Annotated in this window: 8 protein-coding genes; 3 read left to right on the plus strand and 5 right to left on the minus strand. The window is 74.7% G+C overall.

Translation table 11 applies throughout. From position 1 onward, the window contains the following. Positions 1-18: 18 nt before the first annotated feature. Positions 19-612: a helix-turn-helix domain-containing protein gene (locus FHL80_RS09760; RefSeq protein WP_138733226.1), complete on the minus strand. Its 594-nt coding sequence runs from the start codon at positions 610-612 to the stop codon at positions 19-21. Positions 613-712: 100 nt separating this feature from the next. Here FHL80_RS09760 and FHL80_RS09765 point away from each other — a divergent pair, with 100 nt between their 5' ends. Next, the gene (locus tag FHL80_RS09765; RefSeq protein WP_138733227.1) at positions 713-1,729 is read left to right on the plus strand and encodes an NAD(P)/FAD-dependent oxidoreductase; all 1,017 of its coding nucleotides are present in this window, start codon (positions 713-715) and stop codon (positions 1,727-1,729) included. Positions 1,730-1,738: 9 nt separating this feature from the next. Continuing rightward, entirely contained in the window at positions 1,739-2,371 is a 633-nt protein-coding gene (locus tag FHL80_RS09770) for a class I SAM-dependent methyltransferase (protein WP_138733228.1), read from the plus strand. Here FHL80_RS09770 and FHL80_RS09775 read toward each other — a convergent pair whose 3' ends face one another. From FHL80_RS09775 to FHL80_RS09790, 4 genes are all read right to left on the minus strand, one after another. Next, positions 2,372-2,905 (minus strand): Rossmann-fold NAD(P)-binding domain-containing protein, encoded by a 534-nt coding sequence (locus FHL80_RS09775; RefSeq protein WP_246078583.1) that lies wholly within the window; start codon positions 2,903-2,905, stop codon positions 2,372-2,374. Between the two features lie 396 nt (positions 2,906-3,301). Next, a complete protein-coding gene (locus FHL80_RS09780) occupies positions 3,302-3,787 on the minus strand; it encodes a DUF5994 family protein (RefSeq protein ID WP_138733229.1) in 486 nt (161 codons plus the stop codon). 365 nt (positions 3,788-4,152) lie between these two features. Then, the gene (typA, locus tag FHL80_RS09785; protein WP_138733230.1) at positions 4,153-6,042 is read right to left on the minus strand and encodes a translational GTPase TypA; all 1,890 of its coding nucleotides are present in this window, start codon (positions 6,040-6,042) and stop codon (positions 4,153-4,155) included. Positions 6,043-6,186: 144 nt separating this feature from the next. Next, entirely contained in the window at positions 6,187-6,531 is a 345-nt protein-coding gene (locus FHL80_RS09790) for a hypothetical protein (protein ID WP_138733231.1), read from the minus strand. Positions 6,532-6,794: 263 nt separating this feature from the next. On the opposite strand from FHL80_RS09790, the gene FHL80_RS09795 reads away from it, so the two are divergent. Then, a partial coding sequence (locus FHL80_RS09795; RefSeq protein ID WP_138733232.1) for a diguanylate cyclase domain-containing protein occupies positions 6,795-7,994 on the plus strand: 1,200 nt, incomplete at its 3' end.

Raw genomic sequence — 7,994 nt, forward strand, 5'->3', positions numbered from 1 at the left:
GCCCCTGCAGGAGGGCCGTCAGCTCCCCTTCGGGCGGGCGCGGACGTGCATGCGCTCGCCCTGCGGCCCGAAGAGCATCAGGACCTCCACCGGCTGGTCGGTGACGTTGCCGAACCAGTGCGGGGTGTGGGTGTCGAACTCGGCGACCTCCCCGGGGCCCAGGACGAGGTCGTGCCCCCCCAGCAGCAGCCGCAGCCGACCGGACAGCACGTACATCCACTCGTAGCCCTCGTGCGACTGCTGCTCCGGCTCGCGCCGTCCCTGCGGCGGGATCAACGCCCGGTAGGCCTGCACCCCGCCGGGCCGGCGGGTCAGCGGCCACATGGTCATGCCGTTGCGCTGGACCGGCTGCGGGTGGACCCGCGGATCGGCCGCGGACGGCGCCCCGACCAGCTCGTCCAGCGGCACCTGGTGGACCCGGGCGAGCGGCAGCAGCAGCTCCAGGGTGGGCCGGCGCTGCCCCGACTCGAGCCGGGACAGCGTGCTCACCGAGATGCCCGTGCTGGCAGAGAGCTCGGCCAGCGTCGCCCCGTGCTGCCGGCGCAGCTCGCGCAGCCGCGGCCCCACGCCGTCGAGCACGCCGTCAAGGTCGCCGTCCAGGTCGTCGTCCATGCGTCCATTTGCTGCTCCGGCAACGGAGTTTGTCAAGTGCACCCCCACGGGTGCACCGTCGTCCCTGCCGGGCCCACCCGGCGGTCGAGAGGAGCAGACGATGGACGAGCGGCACGACGTGGTGGTGGTCGGCGGCGGCGCCGCCGGCCTGAGCGGGGCGTTGGCGCTGGGCCGCGCCCGGCGGTCGGTGCTGGTGGTGGACGGCGGACAGCCGCGGAACGCCCCGGCCGACGCGATGCACAACTACCTGGGCCGCGACGGCACCCCGCCCGGCGACCTGCTGGCCGCCGGACGGGCGGAGGTCGCCGGGTACGGCGGGCGGGTCGTGACCGGCGAGGCCGTCTCCGCCCGGGCCGAGGACGGCGGGTTCGTCGTCCGGCTGGCCGACGGGCAGGAGGTGCGGAGCAGGCGGCTGCTGGTCACCACAGGACTGGTCGACGAGCTGCCCGACCTGCCCGGACTCCGCGAGCGGTGGGGTTCCGACGTGCTGCACTGCCCGTACTGCCACGGCTGGGAGGTCCGCGACCGGGCCGTCGGGGTGCTGTCGACCGGGCCGGCGGGCGTGCTGAAGGCGCTGCTCTGGCGGCAGTGGACGGCGGACGTGACGCTGTTCCTGCACACCGGACCGGAGCCCACCGACGAGGAGTGTGAGCAGCTGGCCGCCCGCGGCATCGCGGTGGTGACCGGGGAGGTGGCCGCGGTGGAGTCCGCCGGCGACCGGCTGACCGGCGTCCGGCTCGCCTCGGGCCGGGTGGTCCCGCGGGACGCGCTGGTGGTCTCCCCCGTCTTCACCGCCCGCTCCGCGGTGCTGGCCTCGCTCGGCCTGCCGGTGGAGCCGGTGGAGGCGATGGGGCACACCGTCGGCACCGCCGTGCCCTCCGGGCCGATGGGCGCGACCGCCGTCCCCGGGGTGTGGGTGGCCGGCAACGTCACCGACCTGATGGCCCAGGTGGTCACCGCGGCCGCGGCGGGGCTGCAGGCCGGTGCCGCGATCAACGCCGATCTGCTGTTCGAGGACGTCCGCCTGGCGGTGCAGGAGCGGCGGGCACCGTTCTCCGCTGCCACCGAACGCGAGTTGTGCGACATGGTGCTGGGCGACCGGCGCCACGGGATCTGAGGAGCACCGGTGCAGGGACACGAGCACGGGCCGGTGTCGACCGGCCACGACCACGCCTCCTGGGAGGAGCGCTACCGGGACGCCCCGGCGCTGTGGAGCGGACGGGTCAACCCGCCCCTGGTCACCGAGGCCACCGGGCTGACCCCGGGCCGCGCGCTGGACGTCGGCTGTGGCGAGGGGGGTGACGCGCTGTGGCTGGCCGGCCAGGGCTGGCAGGTCACCGGCCTGGACTGGTCGGAGGTCGCGCTGGCCCGCGCCGCGGAGCACGCGGCCGCGGCCGGGGTCGGCGAGCGGGTGACCTGGGTGTGCGGCGACGTCGACACCTGGCAGCCGCCGGTCGCGGCGTACGACCTGGTCACCGCCCACTTCCTGCACCCGACGGCCGCGCAGCGGCACGCCCTGGTGCCCCGACTCGCGGCCGCTGTCGCCCCCGGCGGGACGCTGCTGTGGGTCGGCCACCCCTACGACGAGGAGCGCGCCGCCCTCTGGGGTGGGGAGCGGTTCGCCACCGCCGCCGAGGTGGCCGCCGACCTCGATCCCGGGGAGTGGGAGGTGCTGGTGGCTGCCCAGCGTCCGCGGGCCGGCCAGGACGCCGGTCACCACCACGCCGACGAGGTCCTGCGGGCCCGCCGGCGGGGCTGATCAGCCGTCAGCGAGCAGCGCGGCCTCCAGCTCCGGCGGCAGCCGGGCAGCTCCCGGGCGGCCGGGGGCTCCGGCCGGTCGGCGGCCTGCATCCAGGCCCAGCTCCCGGGCGCGGGTGGTGTCGACCTCCCACGCGGTAGGGGCCGTCTCCGGCGCCAGCCACAGCGGCAGGTGCACCCACTCCTCGACACCGGCGGCCAGCAGGTGGGCGTCGGGGACGCGCACCCACTCCGCGTCGCTGCCGGTGACCGCACGGCAGGTGTCCAGCAGCCCGCCCAGCGTCGTCATCCCGGCCGGCCCGGTGGTGTTCACCGGGCCCGACAGCCCCCGCTCTGCCACCTCGACCAGCCAGCCGGCCAGGTCCCGGGCGTCGACCAGCGCGATCGGCTGGGCGGTGTTCCCCGGGACGACGACCCGGCCACCCGCGGCGATCCTGTCCAGCCACCAGCCGAGCCGGTACAGCGGGTCGAACGGGCCGACGATCAACCCGGCCCGGGCGGTGAGGAACCGGTCCCGCAGCGCCGCGCCCAGCACCCGCTCGGCGTGCGCCTTGTCCTGGCCGTACCCGCGTTCCTCGGTCTGCCAGGTCGGCTCGTCGTTCTCGCTGCCGATCGGGCCGGGCGGCCAGTTCTGGTAGGCGTTGAGGCTGCTGGCCCCCGTGCAGGGCGCGGGCCCCGTCCGGCGGGGCGCCGGACACGCCGCGGGTGAAGGTGGCGACCTCGTGCCCGCGCTCGAGCCCGGCGCTGACCACGTGCCGCCCGAGGAAGAGCGTGCCGCCGAGGACCAGGAGTCGCATGCGCCGACCTCAGCGCACCCGCCCGCCGCCGTCCACCCGGTTCACCCCCGGCGTACCCGGTGACGTGCTGGAACGGCCCCCTTCCAGGGGCCCGCCCCGAGCGTGCGAGGGGTGGGGAGGAAGGGGGTCCTTCCTCAGCCGGCGCGGACGCCGCGGAGGGGGACGACCTCGGGGCGCGGACGGGAGCCGGCCGCGGCGAGCACCCGCTGCGGGCTCCCGGAGTCCTCGCGCAGGCCGGCCATCCGCAGCGCGCGGACGCCGGTCAGCGCGTCGGCCTCCGGCGGCACGACGAGCAGGTCGAGCCGCCGGTCGCCGTCCACGGTCAGCGAGACCAGCTGCGGGTCCATGCTGCGGAAGGCGCCGGTGCGCACGGTCCGCCCGGAGACGGTGACCTTGCGCTGCACCGGGTGCTCCCAGGCCTCGACCGGGTAGGTGAACCGCTCCACCCGGACGTCGAGCATGGACAGGGCGGCGATCAGCTCGGGGAGCTCGGCGCCCAGGTCCCGGCTGCGCGGCCACCAGGCACCGTCGACCGCGGCGTCACCCGCCGCCCCCTCCCGGCGCAGCCGCACCCGCACGTCGATCCCGTTCCGGAAACCCGCTGCCCGCTGGACCGTCATCGACTGCCCGACCACCTCTCGCCCTCATCCCCCAGGTGTCGTGCGGCCTCCCCAGCCGCGCACACCTCTCGCGACGGGAACGTACGACCGGCACCGCGACACCCCCGCGCGCCACGAGGGACGCCGCAGTGGCTGTCCGGCCAGGGCGGCCTGTCATCACCTGACGTGATCATCCGGCCACTGTCACCACAGGAGCACCACCTGTATCGGCAGGTGTGGCCCGCGCGCCGTCGCCGACACCCCCCGGAACGCCGGACGCCGCCGTCCCCGAGGGGACGACGGCGTTCGCGGTGACGTGCTGGAACGGCCCCGCTGCAGGGTCCCGCCGCGAGCTTGCGAGCGGTGGGGGGCAGTGGGGTCCTTCGTCAGGGCTTGGGCTTGCGGTTCTTCGTCCGGCCGCGGACGGTCTGGTCGAGCTCGACCTTGCGCACCCGCACGAAGCCCGGGGTGACCTCGACGCACTCGTCCTCGGCGCAGAACTCCAGCGCCTGCTCCAGGTTGAGGATCCGCGGCGGGATGAGCCGCTCCAGCTCCTCGGAGGTGGACTTGCGCATGTTGGTGAGCTTCTTCTCCTTGGTGATGTTCACGTCCATGTCGTCCGGACGGGAGTTCTCACCGACGATCATGCCCTCGTAGACCTCGGTGCCCGGCTCGACCATCATCTGGCCGCGCTCCTGCAGCGAGAACATCGAGTACGTGGTCGCCACACCGGAGCGGTCGGCCACCAGCGAGCCGGTCGGGCGGGCGCGCATGTCGCCCAGCCACGGCTCGTAGCCCTCGAGGTTGTGGTTCAGCACGCCGGTGCCACGGGTCTCGGTGAGGAACTCGGTGCGGAACCCGATCAGGCCGCGCGAGGGGACGATGTACTCCATCCGCGCCCAGCCGGTGTCGTGGTGCACGAGGTTCTCGATCCGCCCGCGACGGGTGGCCAGCGCCTGGGTCAGCGTGCCGACGTAGTCCCCCGGGGTGTCGATGGTGACCCGCTCGACCGGCTCGTGCAGCTTGCCGTCGATCTCCTTGGTGACCACCTGCGGGCGGCCGACGGTGAGCTCGAACTCCTCGCGGCGCAGCTGCTCGACCAGGATGGCCAGCGCCAGCTCGCCACGGCCCTGCATCTCCCAGGTGTCGGGGCGCTCGGTGGGCAGCATGCGCACCGAGACGTTGCCGACCAGCTCCTGGTCGAGCCGGTTCTTGATCAGCCGGGCGGTGAGCTTCTTGCCCGACCTGCCGGAGATCGGCGAGGTGTTGATGCCGATGGTGATCGAGATCGACGGCTCGTCGACGGTGATCGCCGGCAGGGGGCGCGGGTCGTTCGGGTCGGCGAGGGTGTCGCCGATCATGATGTCCTCGATGCCGGCGATGGCGATCAGGTCGCCGGGGCCGGCGCTGTCGGCCGGGGTGCGGGTGAGGCCCTCGGTGACCAGCAGCTCGGTGATCTTCGTGCGGGTGATCGTGCCGTCGGCCTTGCACCAGGCGACCTGCTGACCGCGCTTCATCTCACCGGAGTGGATGCGCAGCAGCGCGAGCCGGCCGAGGAACGGCGAGGCGTCGAGGTTGGTGACCTGCGCGCGCAGCGGCTCCTCGGCGTCGTACTCCGGGGCCGGCACGGTGTCCAGCAGCGTCTTGACCAGCGGGCCGAGGTCCGGGCTGTCCGGGACGGTGCCGTTCTCGGGCTTGTTCAGCGAGGCCTGGCCGGTGCGGCCGTTGCAGTAGACGATCGGGAACTCGAGCGTCTCGGCCGGGAGACCGGCGTCCTCGAGCAGTTCGAGGAAGAGCTCGTAGGTCTCGTCGACGACCTCCTCGATGCGGGCGTCGTGCCGGTCGGTCTTGTTCACCGCGAGGATGACCGGCATCCCCTTGGCGAGCGCCTTGCGGAGCACGAAGCGGGTCTGCGGCAGCGGGCCCTCGGAGGCGTCGACGAGCAGGACGACGCCGTCGACCATGCTCAGCGCGCGCTCCACCTCGCCACCGAAGTCGGCGTGGCCGGGGGTGTCGACGATGTTGACCACGACCGGGTTGCCGTCGTCGTCGTGCAGGTGGATCGCGGTGTTCTTGGCGAGGATGGTGATCCCGCGCTCGCGCTCCAGGTCCATGGAGTCCATGACCCGGTCCTGCGTGGAGTCGTTGTCGGTGCCCTCGCCCTTCGCGCGGCCCAGGGCACCAGCCTGGCGGAGCAGGGCGTCGACCAGGGTGGTCTTGCCGTGGTCGACGTGGGCGATGATCGCCACGTTGCGCAGGTCGTTACGGGTGGGCATGCGGAGAGGCACCTCAGGAGATCGCGTGGGGGTCTGCGCGCTGCGGCGCGCGACACTGGGTCAACGACCGTGCGGGCCGAGACCTTCCCGCCCAGGGTACGGGACGTGCGGGCGCCCCCAGACCGGTTGTGACCGGTCCCCCACTCAGACGGTGGGCACCGGCCGGTCCGCGACCGCCCAGGCGAGAGCCGCGGCGGCGGCGGTGACCACCCCGACGGCGAGCCAGGCCGGCCAGCCGACGCCGAGGGCCAGCACGTGGGCGAGGACGAACGCGGCGACGTAGGCCACACCCAGGGCGGCGGCCACGGCCGCTCCGCGACGGCGGTACCAGAGCCACCCGGCGGCCAGCCCGCCGGCGGCGAAGACGACGCCGCCCAGCGCCCGGACCCCGGTGCCCTGCGCGATGCCGAAGCCGGCGGCCAGCCCGACGGCGACCGCGACGGCCGACGGGAAACGGGTCTGCACGCGGGCCAGGGTGGAGGTCGACATGGGCCCAGTGTCCTACTGCTGTGCAGCGGAGACGGCGGCGGTCAGCACGACCGGGGCGACCACGCAGCCGAGCAGCAGCGTGCGGCGGTCGCCGCCCAGGGTCCGGGGGCCCTCACGCCGCCACGGTCGTCCGCGGAGCTGGCACGGTTCCCGGACACCCCCTGGGAACTGGCTGGGACCCGCCTCGGTGCGGCGGTCCACCGCGTACGACGTCGCCGGGCGGTACCGTTCGCGGACTCCTGCACTGCTGAGGGCGGAGGCCGATGACCGAGCCCGACGACCGGCCACCCCGGGTGGTGGACGGGGCGTGGCGCGCGCGGGTGACCGACGCGCTCGGGTCGATCACCGAGGCGGTCTACGTCCTGGACGCCGACGACCGGTTCACCTGGGTCAACCCCGCCGCCGAGCGGCTCCTCGAGCGCCCGGCTCCTGAGCTCGTGGGCCGGTGGATCTGGGCGGAGTTCCCCGACCTGCCCGGCGGGCCGCTGCAGCGGTCCCTGGCGACGGCGCGGTCCACCCGGGAGACCCAGCACCTGGAGTTCTTCTACGACCACCTGGACCGCTGGTTCGAGGTCCGCACCTACCCGGTGCTCGGGGACCTCGTCGTCTTCTTCCGGGACGTGCACGAGCGCCGCAGGATGGACGAGGAGCGGGCTGCGGAGTCCTCGCTCATCCGCGCGGTGCTCAACGCGCTGCCCGCCCGCACCGCCATCCTCGACGGCGACGGCACGATCCTCACCACCAACGCGGCGTGGGCGGCCGGCACGGCGGTCGCCGGCCGGCCGGTGGCCAGCCGGGCCGGCGCCAACTACCTCGACGCCTGCCGGGCGGCCGCCGCCAACGGCGACCCGTGGTTCCGGGCGACGGTCGAGGGGCTGGAGTCGGTCCTCGCCGGGCGGGCACCGTCGTTCTCGCTGGACTACGCCGCGACGCCGGCCGGCGACCGGGCCCGGGAGACGACCTGGTGGCACCTGCAGGTCTTCCCCGTCGACGGCGGGCCGCGCGTCGTCGTCACCCACACCGACATCACCGACCGGGTGACCGCCGAGCAGCGGGCCGCCTGGCAGGCCCGGCACGACCACCTCACCGCGCTGCCCAACCGCGCGGCCCTGGACGAGGCGATCGCCGGCGCCCTGGCCGACGACGAGGGCGGCCGGGTGACCGTGCTCTACATGGACGTGGACGGCTTCAAGGCGGTCAACGACTCCCTCGGGCACGCGGCCGGGGACACGTTGCTGCGCGAGCTCGCCGCCCGGCTGTCGCACCGCACCCGGCCGACCGACGTCGTCGGCCGGCTGGGCGGCGACGAGTTCGTCGTGGTCGCCCGGGACTGCGACGCCTCGGGCGGCGAGGCGCTGGCCCGGCGGTTCCGGTCGGTCTTCGACGAGCCGTTCGAGGTGGCCGGCACGCGGCTGCCGCTGACCGTCAGCATCGGCATCGCCACCTCCGACCCCGCGCCCACC

Origin of the sequence: Modestobacter excelsi, from assembly GCF_005930495.1 — a bacterium.
Taxonomy (GTDB): domain Bacteria; phylum Actinomycetota; class Actinomycetes; order Mycobacteriales; family Geodermatophilaceae; genus Modestobacter; species Modestobacter excelsi.